Source organism: Billgrantia tianxiuensis, assembly GCF_009834345.1.
Classification (GTDB): Bacteria; Pseudomonadota; Gammaproteobacteria; order Pseudomonadales; family Halomonadaceae; genus Halomonas; species Halomonas tianxiuensis.
This window is the reverse complement of record NZ_CP035042.1, coordinates 697,571-712,079: the sequence shown is the minus strand read 5'-3', so window position 1 is coordinate 712,079 and position 14,509 is coordinate 697,571. Positions and strand designations below refer to the sequence as shown.

Here is a 14,509-nt window from a genome sequence, read left to right as displayed (position 1 = left end):
AATCCGGCTCACTCGGGACGTCTGCGCGATTCGTCGAGCAGGCTGTTCAGGCTCGCCGCCTTGGGCTTGACCAGCCAGAAGTGACGGACGAAGTCGCCGAAGTCGTCGAGGATCTCGCGCCCTCGGGCGGAGCCCGTCTCGGCCACGAACTCCTCGATGATCTCCCGCAGGTGACGCCGGTAGGCCTCCATGGCCTCGGTATTGACCCGGTGGATCTCCACCAGCTCATGGTTGTAGCGGTCGACGAAGGAACGATCCTCGTCGAGGACGTAGGCGAAGCCGCCGGTCATGCCGGCACCGAAGTTGACGCCGGTCCTGCCGAGCACGCAGACCAGCCCGCCGGTCATGTACTCGCAGCAGTGGTCGCCGGAACCTTCGATCACCGCATGGGCGCCGGAGTTGCGCACGGCGAAGCGTTCGCCGGCCGTGCCGGCGGCGAACAGCTTGCCGCCGGTGGCGCCGTACAGGCAGGTATTGCCGATGATCGCCGTCTTGTGGCTCTCGAAGCGGCTGCCACGGGCGGTACCAGCACCACCTTGCCGCCGTTCATGCCCTTGCCGACGTAGTCGTTGGCATCGCCTTCCAGGTAGAGGTTGAGGCCACGCGCGTTCCATACCCCGAAGCTCTGCCCGGCCACGCCAGTGAAGCGCAGCGTGATCGGAGCGTCCTCGAGGCCGGCCTCGCCGTAGTGCTTGGCCACCGCACCGGAGGAGAGCGCCGGCACCGAGCGGTCGCAGTTGGTGATGGTGAAGGCGAACTCACCGCCGCTCTTGTCGGCGATGGCCTGCTCGATGGTCGCCAGTACCTCCTGGTTCTTGGTGCCGGGGTCGTGCGGCACGTTGCGGCTGACCTGGCAGAACTGCGGCGCATCGGCGGGCACGAAGTCGTTGGCCAGTAGCGGCGTCAGGTCGAGCTTGCGCTGGGAGGCGGTGTCCCCCTCCAGCACTTCGAGCAGGTCGGTGCGGCCGATCAGGTCGGTCAGCTTGCGCACGCCCATCATGGCCAGCAGCTCACGCACCTCCTCGGCGATGAAGCGGAAGTAGTTCTTGACCATGTCCACGGTGCCGCGGAAATGCTCGTCGCGCAGGTACTGATGCTGGGTGGCGACGCCGGTGGCGCAGTTGTTGAGGTGGCAGATACGCAGGTACTTGCAGCCCAGCGCCACCATCGGCGCGGTGCCGAAGCCGAAGCTCTCGGCGCCGAGAATCGCCGCCTTGACCACGTCGAGGCCGGTTTTCAGGCCGCCGTCGGTCTGCAGGCGGATCTTGTCGCGCAGGCCGTTGATGCGCAGCGCCTGGTGCACTTCGGGCAGGCCCAGTTCCCAGGGGCTGCCGGCGTGCTTGATCGAGGTCAGCGGGCTGGCCGCGGTGCCGCCATCGTAGCCCGACACGGTGATCAGGTCGGCGTAGGCCTTGGCCACACCGGTGGCGATGGTGCCGATACCAGGCTCGGAGACCAGCTTCACCGACACCTGCGCCTCAGGATTGACCTGCTTGAGGTCGAAGATCAGCTGCGCCAGGTCCTCGATGGAATAGATGTCGTGGTGCGGCGGCGGCGAGATCAGCGTCACGCCGGGTACCGAGTAGCGCAACCGAGCGATCAGGTCGTTGACCTTGCCGCCGGGCAGTTGGCCACCCTCTCCGGGCTTGGCGCCCTGCGCCACCTTGATCTGCAGCACTTCGGCGTTGACCAGGTAGGCCGGGGTGACGCCGAAGCGGCCCGAGGCGATCTGCTTGATCTTGGAAGAGCGGATGGTGCCGTAGCGCGCCGGATCCTCACCGCCCTCACCGGAGTTGGAGCGCCCACCGGCCTCGTTCATGGCCTGGGCCAGCGCTTCATGGGCCTCGGGGAGAGCGCCCCCAGCGACATGCCGGCGCTGTCAAAGCGTGGAATCAAGTCGTCGACCGACTCCACCTCTTCGAGCGGCAGCGCCGTTTCGGCGGCCTTGAGCCCCAGCAGGTCGCGGATGGTCGCGGCAGGACGCTCGTTGACCAGTTGGGCGAATTTCTTCCACTTGCGGTAGTCGCCCTCCTGCACGGCCTCCTGCAACGCCTTGACCACGTCGGGATTGTAGGCGTGATACTCGTGATCGTGAACGTACTTGAGCAGGCCACCCTGGGCGATGCCCTTGCGCGGCGTCCAGGCGTCCCGCGCCAGCAGCTCCTGCTGCAGCTGCAGTTCGCTGAAACCCGTCCCCTCGATGCGCGAGGCCATGCCGGTGAAGCACAGCTCGACCACCTCGGAGGAGAGTCCCACCGCCTCGAACAGCTGAGAGCCGCGGTAGGAGGCAAGCGTCGAGATCCCCATCTTGGAGAGAATCTTGTAGAGCCCCTTCTGCATGCCCTTGCGGTAGTTCTCGCGGGCATCCGCCGGGTTGCCGGTGAGCTCGCCGGTACGGTGCATGTCGGCCATGACCTGGTAGGCCAGCCACGGGAACACCGCGGTGGCGCCGACGCCGAACAGCACCGCCATCTGGTGCGCGTCGCGAGCGTAGCCGGTCTCGACCACCAGGTTGGCGCGCGGACGCAGCGCCAGCTTGCCCAGATGGTGATGCACCGCCCCCACCGCCAGCGCCGCGTGGATCGGCAGCTGGCCCTTTTCGAGATTGGCGTCCGACAGCACCAGGATCACCTTGCCTTCATGCACCGCCGCTTCGGCCTGACGACACAGCTCGAGGATCGCCGCCTTGAGCCCCATCTGCTCGGGGTCGTAGCCCAGGCTCAGGCACTGGTGGGTGAAGGCCGGGTCGTCCTGCTCGAGCAACGCGGTGAACTTGCGCGGCGACAGCACCGGCGTGGTCAGGATGATGCGATGCGCGTGCTCCGGCGTGGCCTTGAACACGTTGAGTTCGGCGCCGATGCAGGTCTCCAGCGACATCACGATCGCTTCGCGCAGCGGGTCGATGGGCGGATTGGTGACCTGGGCGAATTTCTGGCGGAAATAGTCGGTCAGCAGGCGCTGCTTGCGCGACAGCACCGCCATCGGCGTGTCGTCGCCCATGGAGCCCACCGCTTCCTGGCCGCTCTCGGCCAGCGGGCGCAGCACCTGGTCACGCTCCTCGAAGCTGACCTGGAACATCTTCTGCCAGGTCTTGACCTCGTCGGCGTCCATGTTCTGGAAGCTGGCCAGCTCGGTCAGCGCCGACTCCAGATAGTGCGCCTCCTCCTTCAGCCAGCGCTTGTAGGGGTAGGCCGACTGCAGGCGCGCGTCGATGTCCTCGGTGTGCAGCACCTCACCGGTGTGGGTGTCCACGGCGAGTATCTGGCCCGGCCCGACACGACCCTTGGCCACCACGTCGTCGGGCTTGTAGTCGTAGGTACCGATCTCCGAGGCCAGGGTGATGTAGCCGTTCTTGGTGATCACCCAGCGCGCCGGGCGCAGGCCGTTGCGGTCGAGCATGCACACCGCCTGGCGGCCGTCGGTCATGACCACGCCGGCCGGACCGTCCCACGGCTCCAGGTGCATGGAGTTGTATTCGTAGAAGGCACGCAGCTCGCTACTCATGGTCTCGACGTTCTGCCACGCCGGCGGCACCATCATGCGCACCGCGCGATGCAGTTCCATACCGCCCATCAGCAGCACTTCCAGCATGTTGTCCATGCTCGAGGAGTCGGAGCCTACGGTGTTGACGATCTCGTCGAGCTCGGCAATGTCGGGCAGGCGCTCGTTGACGAAGTTCTCCTTGCGCGAATTTGCCCAGCTGCGGTTGGCCTCGATGGTGTTGATCTCGCCATTGTGGGCCAGCAGGCGGAACGGCTGGGCCAGCGGCCAGCGCGGCTCGGTGTTGGTGGAGAAGCGCTGGTGGAAGACGCAGATGGCGGTCTCCAGGCGTTCATCGCCGAGATCCTGATAGAAGGTCGGCAGGTCCACCGGCATCATCAGGCCCTTGTAGGAAATCACCCGGGACGACAGCGAGCAGACGTAGAAGTCCTCTTCGTCACGCAGCATCTGCTCGGCGCGGCGGCGCGCCATGAACAGGTCGACATCGAAGCGATCGGCATCGCCCAGCTTGCCGGGCTCGACGAATAGATGCCGGATCCGCGGCAGGCAGGCACGTGCGATGGGACCGCAGCAGGAAGGGTCGACCGGAACCTCACGCCAGCCTCGAATCACCAGGCCGCAGGCCCGCAGCTCGCCTTCGAGGATACCGCGCGCACGCGCCTCCTTGGCATCGTCGTCGGGCAGGAACACCGCTCCGACGGCGAATCGCTCGCCGAGCTCGACGTCGAGCGCCTCGACGGCAACTTCGCGCATGAAGGCCTCGGGCATCTTCAGCAGCAGGCCGCAGCCATCACCGGTCTTGCCATCGGCGGCAATACCGCCGCGGTGGGTCATGCAGGTGAGGGATTCAATGGCGGTACGCAGCAGGTCGTGGCTCGCCTGCCCCTCCATATGTGCGATCAAGCCGAATCCACAGTTGTCGCGGAACTCACCTGGTTGATGAAGGCCTCGGTTCATGGGCGTGCCTCAAAGAATGACTATTGACCAAACGGAAGCAGTTATGTATTTTGGCTGGTTTTCTTTTTATTCTGACTGCCAAGGGCAGCCTGCTGCCGTCGCGAGAAAAGGACGCCCAGCATAGACAGTTACTGCCCTGCCGCGCAATCTCCCGCCCGCTACGCCCTTTGCAAAACTCTCGTCAAATCCGCAACTTGCTGAATGATCTAAAGCAAAAAAAACCACCAGTTCAAAGACTTGCGTGGCGCATAAACGGATTTCAAACGATCAAAACCAAGCATTCGACTTTAGTCGAAAAAGGGTCATTTCTCCCATACCGATACGGCATGAGGCATACGGATTTGATGCCTGAGGTGCAACACGAGTCGCTCTGAACAGCTCAGGACAACGCCTGACGAACGGCAAGCAGGCCGCACGAAGCGATTCGTGCGGCCTGCTTGCGCCCAAGAGAGGAAAAATCGGCGGAACGTCAGTTCCGGGGGAAGGTGGCCAGCAACTCCTCGAGCAGCTCTCGAGGCGTCTGGTCGTGAATCACCGCACGACCCAGCGTTTCGAGCAGGATCAGGCGCAGGCGCTCGTCGATGTTTTTCTTGTCCAGGCGCATCCGCGCAAGGAAGTCCTCCACGCCCATGTCGGCGGGAGCCGCCAGCGGCAGGCCGGCAGCGGCGATGATCGCGGCAGTGCGCTCGACTTCCGCCTGGGACAGCCAGCCGAGGCGGTGCGAAAGCTCTGCCGCCATCAGCATGCCAACCCCTACCGCCTCGCCATGCAGCCACCGGCCATACCCCTGGTGCGCCTCGATGGCATGGCCAAAGGTATGGCCGAGATTGAGCAGCGCCCGTACATCCTGTTCGGTTTCGTCCTCGGCCACGATGTCGGCCTTGAGCTGGCAGCTGCGCTCTATGGCCCAGGCCAACGCCTCGGGCTGCAAGGCTCTCAGGGCGGTCATCGCATCTTCCAGCCAGACGAGGAACTCGGCATCGCGAATCAGGCCATACTTGATCACCTCGGCCAGCCCGCCGAGAGCTCCTTGGCCGGCAGCGTGCGCAGGGTATCGGTGTCGATCAGCACCGCCCGCGGCTGCCAGAAGGCACCGATCATGTTCTTGCCCAGCGGATGGTTGACGCCGGTCTTGCCACCCACCGAGGAGTCCACCTGGGAGAGCAGCGTGGTGGGCACCTGGATGAAGGCGACGCCGCGCTGGTAGCAGGCGGCAGCGAAGCCAACCATGTCACCGATCACACCGCCTCCCAGGGCGATCAGGGTACAGCGACGATTGAAGCCGGCCTCGAGCAGCGCATCCCAGATAAGGCCAACGCTGGCCAGGGTCTTGGTCGCCTCGCCGTCGGGTAGCACCACCTCGCGCACCTCGGCATCGCCCGGCAACCCTGACTTCAGGCGCGCCAGGTAATGCGGAGCAACCGCCTCGTTGGTCACGATCATGACCTGGCGCCCGGCCAGGTAGGGCGCCAGGCAGGAGGGATCGCCGAGCAGGCCGGTGCCGATATGAATGGGGTAGCTGCGTTCACCCAACGCTACCTGCAGGCTGCGTCGGGTCGCTTGACGTTCGCTCGTGGACATGGTCAGGCCTTGGCTTGTAAGGGGTCGATGATCCGCTGCACGCGACGCACGATCTCGTTGACCACGGCGCGCGGACTGCGCCGGTCGGTGCGCACCACGACATCGGCGGTGGCGCGATAGAGGGGATCGCGCAGATCGAACATCTCGCGCAGCACCTGCTCGCGGTCGGGGCGCTGCAACAGGGGGCGGTTGCGATCCTTGGCCACGCGCTTGAGCTGCTGCTCGACGGTGGTGAACAGGTAGATCACGGTGCCCCGCTCGCGCAGCCGGCGCCGATTGGATTCACGCAGCACCGCTCCGCCTCCGGTGGCGATGACCACGCCATCGAGCTCCGTCAGCTCGGCGATCATCTGCTCCTCGCGCTGACGGAAACCCGCCTCACCTTCGACGTCGAAGATCCACGGAATGTCGGCACCGCAGCGCGCCTGGATCTCATGGTCGCTGTCGAGGAATTCACGTGAAAGCTCGGCCGCCAGAAGGCGGCCGATGGTGCTCTTGCCGGCTCCCATGGGGCCGATCAATATCAGATTGGGCAAGTCCTGCATCAGTGAATCGCCAGGCCGTCCTCGAGAATGCGTGGAGTGATGAACACCAGCAGCTCCACTTTCTGATTGCTCGACTCATTGTACCGGAAAAGCCTGCCCAGCACAGGCAGGTCACCAAAGAACGGCGTCTTGACCAAGCGACTGAGCTGCTCGGTGGTAAGAATCCCGCCCAGCACCACCGTCTCCCCATTGTCGACCAATACCTGGGTCTCGATGCGGTTGGTATCGATCGGCGGTGCCTGCCCCGCCGGCGCCTCCCTGAAACTGTCGTTCTTGACTACCAGATCCATGATGATTCGGTTGTCGGGGGTGATCTGCGGCGTCACTTCCAGCGACAGCTCGGCTTCCTTGAACTCGGTCTGCGGCACGTTGCCTTCGCCGATGGACTGGAAGGCCCGCTCCTCGCCCTGGATGATGGTCGCCTTGCGCTGGTTGGCGGTAATCACGCGGGGCTGGGAAATCGTCTGGCTCTGGTTCTCGCTCTCCAGCGCCCGCAGTTCCAGGTCGAGCAGGATATCGCCGGAAAGATACCCGAAGCCGAAGCTGGTGATGGGGTTGGCACTGCCGAGGTCGACAGCAAGCCCACCGCGCCGGAACTGACTGCCAGAGGGCGCGTCGCCACCACCGGTGAACTGGCCGCGCGAATCGCGCTGGCCGGAGAAGCCATTGCCGTAGGCGGCGACCATCTCGCCGGAGGAAGCGCCTTCCAGGTTAAGGCGACGGCTGCCGCGGGAAGAGAGCCCCCAGTTGACGCCGAGCTGCTGGGTCACGCCGTCACGGGCAATGACGATGCGCGCTTCGATCTGCACCTGGCGCACGGCCACGTCGAGCCGGTCCAGGGTGCGCAGGATTTCCTGGACCTGATCGGCGGTATCCTGAAGCAACAGCATGTTGGTGCGCACATCCACCGCCACCCGACCGCGCTCGGTCAGCAGGCCAAAGCCGTCTTCGCCACGTAGCAGTTGGGCCAGGTCCTCGGCCCGCGCATAGCGCACCTGCACATACTCGGAAACCAGCGGGGCCAGCGCCTCCGACTGCGCCCGCGCCTCGATCTGCTGGCGCTCGATGTCAGCCAGCTCGTTGACCGGCGCCACGAGGATGACATTGCCTTCCTGGCGACTGGCCAGGCCGTGGCTCTCGAGTATCAGATCGAGCGCCTGGTCCCAGGGCACGTCCTGCAGGTTGAGAGTGACCTGGCCGGTCACGCTGTCGCTGGCCACCAGGTTGAGGCCGGTGAAGTCGGCGATGATCGCCAACACCGAGCGCACCTCTATGTCCTGGAAGTTGAGCGTGATGCGCTCTCCAGTGTATGTCGATGCCGCGAGAACAGGCGCTGCCGCCAATGCCAGACAGAGCACCACAAGTATGCGAATCACATGTCCCATCGTTTTCCCTGACCTTCCCTGTTCCAACACCCAGCCACCGACTGCGCGACTCTTCAACGCCTCGCCTCGTCCAGCAACAGGCGAACGGTTCGCTCCGTCCAGCCCCCTCCCCCGGCAGGCACCAGCTCGACCAGCTGTACCGTGGTGCCGGTGATGCTGACGATACGTCCGTGATTCCTGCCCAGGCGATGGCCGGCCCGCAGCCGATGCACCTCGCCATCCGGCGCCTTGACCAGGGCATGGGTCTGCCCGCTCATGGTCAGGGTACCGACGAGCCGCAGCGCTGCCAGGTCGTATGCCTCGAGAGCTTCCAAGTCCCGCTCGGAGTCCGGAGCGAGTTCGCCGCTGCCCGCTGACGTCTGCTCCGGCAACTGCGGCTGGAACGGGCTGCGACGGCCGCCGATCTGGTAGGACACCGCTTCGTAGTCGGGCACGGCAGGCATTTCCAGCGGTCGTGGCGTGCCCGGATTGTGGCGAATGTCGCTTAGCCGACGATCGAGATCGCCCAGTTGGGGATCGGCGCACCCAGCCAGCAACAGGCCAACAAGGCCCCATGAGCAGCGCCTTTTCATTGCCCATCCCCTTCGCCCAAGGGCCGATAGCTGTAGGTACGGGCCAGCATCGAGAGGCGCAGGCGCTCGCTACCTTCCAACGGCGCCAGCACGAAGTCGTGTAAAGTGACGATACGCGGCAGCGCCGCCACGCTGGCAATGAAACCGGCGATCTGATGGTATCCGCCCTCCACCTGCAGGTCGAAGGGGCGCTCGATATAGAAGTCCCGCTCGACCATGCCACGCAGACGAATGAAGTCGATCGTCAAGTGGTGGTCGCGAGCACTCCCGCTGATGTTGTCGATCAACGCAGGGATCTCTGCCCCAGAAGGCAGCAGGGCCATGAGTTCGCCCATGTGCCACTCGAGCTGGACCATTTGCTCGAGCATCTCGGGCAGGCGGGCCGCCTGGGCGGCTCGGTTGCGGTACTCCGCCAGCAGCCGCGCCTCCTCGGCCTGCGCTCGCTGCAGTTCATCGGCCTTGGGGCCGGCCAGATACCAGTGCGCCGCGGCCAGGGTCAAGGCAAGTATCAGCAGGCAGCAGAGCCACTGCTGCTGCAGCGGCCAGGTGCCGGCCTCCTTGAGGTCCAGACCGCGCCAGTCGAGCTCGCGGAGGCGGCGAATTTCAGCCTGCAGGTTCATGATTCGTTCCCGCCTTCCGCCTGGTCGCTACCCGGGCTGAGCTGCCCCACGCCGAGACTGAAACGGCGTCGTGAACCGCCGCTGGACTCAACCTCGGAGAGCACCGGCTCGGAGAACGACGCAGCAGCGGACAGGGCTCGCAGCTGCTCGGACACCGATGGTTGCTCTCCGCGCGTCCCGACAGGCGAAGCTGGTCGCCCTGCCGGCTCAACTGGGTATAGTGCACGCCATCGACCAGACTCAGGGTCAGATCGCGAAAGACGCGCACAGTCTGGGAGCGGCCCTGCTGTAGATCGCTGAACACCCGGACCTGGCCGATCATGCGTTCGCGTTTGGCTTCATACTCACCTAGCGAACGAATCTCGCCGTCGAGCTGTTGCATGCGCTGGCGAATATGCGCATTGCGTTCGTGCTGGGCATCCAGCGCGCTGTCGTAGTAGCAGGTCAGCCCCCAACCGCCCGCTCCGCCGAGCAGCACCGCACCCACCAGGGCCAGGTGAAAATAGCGACTGCGACGGATCCGCTGCCGCTCCCGCCAAGGTAACAGGTTGATCTCGATGGTCATGCCGGCGACCTCATGGCCAGGCCGCAGGCGGTCACCATGGCCGGAGCATCGCTGACCAGGGCCTGCACATCGATACGCGAGCCGAATCGCATGCGCAGGAAAGGGTTGGCGATGGCCACCTGCATGGCGCCCTCCCCGGCGAGCCGTTCGGCCAGTCCGGGAATGACGCTGGAACCGCCGGCCAGCACCATGCGTTGCACTTCGTGCTTGCGACCCGCGGTATAATAGAGCTGCAGCGAACGTTCGACCTGCTGCACCAGGGTGTCGAGGAAAGGTGCCAGTGTGCTGGTCTGATAGTCGTCGGGCAGCTCTCCGCGCTTCTTGGCCAGTCCGGCCTCCTCCAGCGTCAGTCCGTAGCGCCCCCGTATCGCCTCGGTGAGCTGGCGCCCGCCGAAAGCGTTGTCGCGGCTATAGACGACACGACCGCCGCACAGTACGTGGAAGGCGTTCATGGTGGCGCCGATATCGACCAACGCCACGCAGTCCTCGTCACCACCGGCCGGCGGCAGCTGCTGGCGCAGCTCGCCGAAGGCACGCTCCTTGGCAAAGGTCTCGACATCCATCGCCACAGGCTCGAGCCCCGCCTGCTGCAGGGTATCGGTGAGCTGGTTGACGTCCTGCTGACGACAAGCGACCAGCAGCACGTCCTGTTGGTCGCCACTGCGGGCATTGAGCCCCAGACGCTGGAAGTCGAAGGCGACCTCGCTGAACGGAAACGGAATGTGCTTGTCTGATTCGAGTTGAATACGCGCTTCGATCTCGTCATCGTTGAGCGAAGCGGGAAACGTCAGGATCCTGGTGATGGCGGCGCTGGCCGGTACGGCAGCCACGGCCTGCCGTGAGGCTGGCCTGGCGCTCCCGACCGCGTGTCGGAGCGCATCGGCCACTTCGCCCATGTCGCGAATGCGCCTCTCGACCACGGCGCCTTCGCGCAGTGGCCTGACGGCGTAACTTTCGACCTGGTAGTGGAGACCCACTTGCCTGAGTTCGATCAGCTTGACCGATGCCGAGGTAATGTCGACACCGATCAACCCCTTGCCGGAGGGTCTCAGTCGCATTAATCGCTATCCCTGCGTATGCCGTGGCGATAATTCGCTCGTTATGATCTTGCTTGTGCGAGTCTTTAACGCTTGGCTACTGGAAAGCTGACCAGACTCGCACTACCCGCAACGAGGTTACATGATATTTCGCCATTGCATACAAAGCAGGACGGGACACAGCTTCAACGCTGGTGGCAAGCGGCCTCGATTCTTTATAATGGTCGTGCCAGTGAAGGCGCTCTTTCATCGCCATTTCCCCCCTGCTCTCACCACGGATAACGCCTTTTCATGAAGTGGATCAAGACTCTGGTTATCTCGGCCTTCTGGCTGTTGGTCTCACTGTCCGTCGCGGCGCTGCTCAGCGTGGCCGGGGCAGCGTTGTATTTCTCGCCGGGCTTGCCCGACGTTCGCCAGTTGCAGGACTTCGAGCTGCACACGCCGCTGCGCATCTTCACCCGTGATGGAAAGCTGATCGGCGAATATGGCGAAGAGCGTCGCATGGCGGTCTCCTTCGACGAAATCCCCGAAGACTTCATCCAGGCCCTGCTGGCCGCCGAAGATGCCGCTTTCTTCGAGCATCGCGGCGTCGACCCCCGCGGCCTGGCCCGGGCGGCGGTGGAGCTGGTCGCCAGCGGCGACATCCAGTCGGGTGGCTCCACCATTACCATGCAGGTGGCGCGTAACTACCTGCTCACGCTCGACCGCACCTTCACCCGCAAGATCCGCGAGATCCTCCTGGCGCTGCAGATGGAGCGCATCCTGACCAAGGAGGAGATCCTCGAACTCTACGTCAACAAGATTTTCCTCGGTCACCGTGCCTACGGCATCGCCGCCGCCGCGGAGGTCTATTACAACAAGCCGCTGGAGGAACTCACCCTGGCGCAGAAAGCGATGATCGCCGGTCTGCCCAAGGCGCCCTCGCTGTTCAATCCGCTGGCCAACCCGAACGCTCGCTGATCCGTCGCAACTGGATCCTCTACCGCATGCGCCAGCTCGGCCATATCGACCAGGCCACCTACGAGGCTGCCGTACAGGAGCCGACCACCGCACGCCGCCATGTTGCCCAGGTCGAAGTGGACGCCGACTACGTGGCCGAGATGGCGCGCCAGTACGCCCTCGAACAGTTCGGCGAGGAGGCCTATACCGGCGGCTACCGCATCCACACCACCCTGGACAGCGAACTGCAGCCTTTCGCCCGTCAGGCCCTGGCCCGCGGCTTGATCGACTACGATACCCGCCATGGCTGGCGCGGCCCGGAAGAGCGCGACATTCCCGCCAGCCTGGCCGAAGCGCAGGAGCGTACCGAACGCCGCGGACTGGAAGAGGAACTCGACGAATCCCCCGAGATCATGCAGACCGCGCGCCAGGCCGCCGAGCGCAGCCAGACCCGTGTGGAAGGCATCGACGGTGACGTCAGCAACTGGCTGCGGGTACTGGAACGTACTCCCGGCTTCGGCCCGCTGCAACCGGCTATCGTAGTGGCCAGCGAAGGCCGCGAAATGCGCGTCCTGACGCGCAACGCCGAGATCGTCACTCTGAACTGGGAAGGCCTTTCCTGGGCACGCGAATATCGCAGCCCGCGTGCGCGTGGCCCGGAGCCGGGCTCCGCCGCCGACATTGCCCGCACCGGCGACCTGGTGCGCATCCTGCAGCGTGACGACGGCAGCTGGCGACTCTCTCAGCGCCCCGATGCCGAAGGCTCGATCGTGGTGATGGATCCACGTAGCGGTGCCATTCTCGCCCTGCAGGGCGGCTTCAGCTTCAACGCCAGCAAGTTCAACCGTGCGGTACAGGCACAACGCCAGTCAGGCTCGATCTTCAAGCCCTTCGTCTTCCTTGCGGCACTCGACACCGGCCTGATGACAGCCTCCACCGTGGTCAACGACGCCCCAGTGGTGATGCATGACGGCAGCAGCCTGTGGCGGCCGGTGAACTCCAGCGGCGACTTCCTCGGCCCGACTCGCCTGCGCGTGGCACTGGCACGCTCGCGCAACCTGGTCACCATTCGCATCCTGCAAACCCTGGGGCTGGAAAACACCATTGAGTACCTGGAAGGGTTCGGCTTTGCTCCGAGCCGGCTGCCCCGCGGCCTGTCGCTGGCCCTGGGCAGCGCCGATCTCACTCCGCTGGAGATGACCAACGCCTATGCCGTGCTGGCCAATGGCGGCTTCCAGGTCGCTCCCTGGTTCATCGAGCGCGTGACCCGCGGCAACGACGACCAGATCATCAGCGAAGCCCGGCCGGCCATTGCCTGCCGCGACTGTCGCGATGGACAAACCGAAGTCGAGATCGACGGCAAGCGCTACGACGTGGCCCCCAGGGTCGCCGACCCTACCGCCGTCTATATCCTGCGCGACATGTTGCGCGACGTGATCGAGAACGGCACAGGACGCGCTGCGCTGTCGCTCAATCGCAACGACGTGGTCGGCAAGACCGGCACCACCAACGATCAGCGCGATGGCTGGTTCGCCGGGTACAACGACGACCTGGTAGCGACCGTATGGGTCGGCAAGGACAATAACGAGTCGATCGCCGAGTACGGCGGCAATGCGGCCTTGCCTATCTGGATCGACTTCATGGGCAACGCGTTGAACGGACGCCCCGAAGCCAGGCCCGAACGGCCTGCGGGACTGGTCACGGCGCGCATCGACGAACAGACCGGTCGGCGTCTGGCCGATGGCCAGCCAGGCGGTATCAGCGAGATTTTCCATCCCGACTACCTGCCGGACATGGAGCCGCGCCGGATCGAGCAGGAGGTCGAGCAGCGCAGCGGTTCACAGGGGACGGGAAGCTACGAAGCGATCTTCTGACGACATCGCCCGGGCGGCACGGAGGCCGCCCACGTCTTGCCAACCACCACAGGCCGCCCTTGATGCGGCCCGTTAGCGGGACAACAGGACAGGTTATTCAGCCATGCCACGCCTAATGTCATGGAGCGTCATTGGATTGACGCTGTTACCGGGCACCGCCCTTGCCGCCAGCGTCTTCTATGCGCCTCCGCCGCCGGAGGAAGACGCCCCGACCTTCAGCGGCGAAGCCGAACTCGGCTACACCCACCTCTCCGGCAATACCGACAGCCAGACCCTGATCGGCAAGAGCCGCCTCACCTGGCTGACTGGAAACTGGACCCACACACTGCGCGGCGAAGTGCGCAACGTGACCCGCAACGGCGAGACCAGTGCCGAGCAGTACCTTCTCTCGGGCCGCGAACGCTACGACTTCCACGGCCCGCACTACCTGTTCGGCTTCGCCCGCTGGGAGAAGGACCGCTTCAGCGGCTACGACCAGCAGTTCACTACCATTGCCGGCTACGGTCGCGACGTCATCGATCATGAGCGACATCGGCTATCGCTCGAGGGCGGCCCCGGGTTTCGCCACGATCGGGTACGGGACGACGAGAACGACAACCTAGGCGTCGTCTACAGCGCACTCGACTATCAGTGGACACTCTCCGACTATTCGAACCTGCGCCAGGAGATGTCGGTGGAAGCCACCGATGTCAACACCATCTCGCGGTCGGTGTCGTCACTCACGTCGCGACTCAACTCACGGCTCTCGCTGCGCCTCTCCCATGAGATCAAGCACAACTCCAGCCCACCCGAAACGGCGGATGCGAATACCGACCACACCACTAACGTGACGCTGCTCTACACCTGGTGACTCCGACACCGGGGCACGACGACACGTCAGAACGCAACGCGCCGGCTCGAAGGCCGGCGCGTTGCGTCAGGGAATGCCTACGG

General features: G+C 64.8%; 6 protein-coding genes and 4 pseudogenes. 2 read left to right on the top strand and 8 right to left on the bottom strand.

Annotated elements, in window-relative coordinates; translation table 11 throughout:
- Positions 1 to 8 precede the first annotated feature (8 nt).
- The 8 genes and pseudogenes from gltB to pilM form a co-directional block, all read right to left on the bottom strand.
- Positions 9 to 4,458 (bottom strand): annotated as a pseudogene (gltB, locus tag EKK97_RS03255) (glutamate synthase large subunit).
- Positions 4,459 to 4,927: 469 nt separating this feature from the next.
- Positions 4,928 to 6,039 (bottom strand): annotated as a pseudogene (gene aroB / locus EKK97_RS03250) (3-dehydroquinate synthase).
- Between the two features lie 2 nt (positions 6,040 to 6,041).
- On the bottom strand, positions 6,042 to 6,584 hold the full coding sequence (aroK, locus tag EKK97_RS03245; RefSeq protein ID WP_159549021.1) for a shikimate kinase AroK: 543 nt from the start codon (positions 6,582 to 6,584) through the stop codon (positions 6,042 to 6,044).
- Positions 6,584 to 7,894: pseudogene (locus EKK97_RS03240) on the bottom strand (type IV pilus secretin PilQ); the annotation flags it as partial. The gene aroK and the pseudogene EKK97_RS03240, both read right to left, overlap by 1 nt.
- A gap of 128 nt (positions 7,895 to 8,022) precedes the next feature.
- Complete coding sequence (locus EKK97_RS03235) at positions 8,023 to 8,541, bottom strand: pilus assembly protein PilP (protein ID WP_159549015.1); 519 nt, start codon at positions 8,539 to 8,541, stop codon at positions 8,023 to 8,025.
- Positions 8,538 to 9,161, bottom strand: a complete 624-nt coding sequence (locus EKK97_RS03230; protein WP_159549012.1) for a type IV pilus inner membrane component PilO — start codon at positions 9,159 to 9,161, stop codon at positions 8,538 to 8,540. The genes EKK97_RS03235 and EKK97_RS03230 overlap by 4 nt, the downstream gene beginning before the upstream one ends.
- Positions 9,145 to 9,726 (bottom strand): PilN domain-containing protein, encoded by a 582-nt coding sequence (locus tag EKK97_RS03225; RefSeq protein ID WP_236551363.1) that lies wholly within the window; start codon positions 9,724 to 9,726, stop codon positions 9,145 to 9,147. The genes EKK97_RS03230 and EKK97_RS03225 overlap by 17 nt, the downstream gene beginning before the upstream one ends.
- Positions 9,723 to 10,784, bottom strand: coding sequence for a type IV pilus assembly protein PilM (pilM, locus tag EKK97_RS03220; RefSeq protein WP_159549009.1), 1,062 nt, complete (start codon positions 10,782 to 10,784; stop codon positions 9,723 to 9,725). The genes EKK97_RS03225 and pilM overlap by 4 nt, the downstream gene beginning before the upstream one ends.
- A gap of 270 nt (positions 10,785 to 11,054) precedes the next feature.
- On the opposite strand from pilM, the pseudogene EKK97_RS03215 reads away from it, so the two are divergent.
- Both EKK97_RS03215 and EKK97_RS03210 read left to right on the top strand, forming a co-directional pair.
- Positions 11,055 to 13,576 (top strand): annotated as a pseudogene (locus tag EKK97_RS03215) (penicillin-binding protein 1A).
- A gap of 103 nt (positions 13,577 to 13,679) precedes the next feature.
- Positions 13,680 to 14,426 (top strand): DUF481 domain-containing protein, encoded by a 747-nt coding sequence (locus tag EKK97_RS03210; protein ID WP_159549006.1) that lies wholly within the window; start codon positions 13,680 to 13,682, stop codon positions 14,424 to 14,426.
- Positions 14,427 to 14,509: the final 83 nt, after the last annotated feature.

What these genes read in the sequence shown, in the direction of transcription:
- aroK (WP_159549021.1), bottom strand. Translation starts at nt 6,584, where the DNA reads ATGCAGGACTTGCCCAATCTGATATTGATCGGCCCCATGGGAGCCGGC.
- EKK97_RS03235 (WP_159549015.1), bottom strand. Translation starts at nt 8,541, where the DNA reads ATGAAAAGGCGCTGCTCATGGGGCCTTGTTGGCCTGTTGCTGGCTGGG.
- EKK97_RS03230 (WP_159549012.1), bottom strand. Translation starts at nt 9,161, where the DNA reads ATGAACCTGCAGGCTGAAATTCGCCGCCTCCGCGAGCTCGACTGGCGC.
- EKK97_RS03225 (WP_236551363.1), bottom strand. Translation starts at nt 9,726, where the DNA reads ATGACCATCGAGATCAACCTGTTACCTTGGCGGGAGCGGCAGCGGATC.
- pilM (WP_159549009.1), bottom strand. Translation starts at nt 10,784, where the DNA reads ATGCGACTGAGACCCTCCGGCAAGGGGTTGATCGGTGTCGACATTACC.
- EKK97_RS03210 (WP_159549006.1), top strand. Translation starts at nt 13,680, where the DNA reads ATGCCACGCCTAATGTCATGGAGCGTCATTGGATTGACGCTGTTACCG.